We start from the raw sequence: 268 nt of genomic DNA, 5'->3' as shown, positions 1-268 counted from the left end.
GGCCATATTCAAACTCAGATGCGGTCTCATATCGTTGTATATTGCTATCGATTCTCTAACAAGTATCTTCAGCTCCGCAAATGTCCTACATCGGTGCAGTAAAAACTCCTGCTTCAGTATGCCATTCACTCTTTCTGCTAATGCATTTTGGTAGTAATCATAACCATCCGTCATTGACGGCTGGATTTGGCTCGCCTGAAGCGCATTCTGATAAACGGCTGAGCAGTATTGTAAGCCTCTGTCTGAGTGATGCACTGCGTTGCCGATA

1 protein-coding gene is annotated in these 268 nt (G+C 44.8%); it reads right to left on the bottom strand.

What is annotated here, in order from left to right:
- On the bottom strand, nucleotides 1–268 hold a 268-nt coding region (locus tag B4920_RS26450), incomplete at both ends, for an integrase core domain-containing protein (RefSeq protein WP_139379690.1).

This window comes from Zoogloea sp. LCSB751 (genome assembly GCF_002028455.1).
In the GTDB taxonomy this organism is placed as follows: domain Bacteria; phylum Pseudomonadota; class Gammaproteobacteria; order Burkholderiales; family Rhodocyclaceae; genus Zoogloea.
This window is presented reverse-complemented; position numbering and strand designations above follow the sequence as displayed.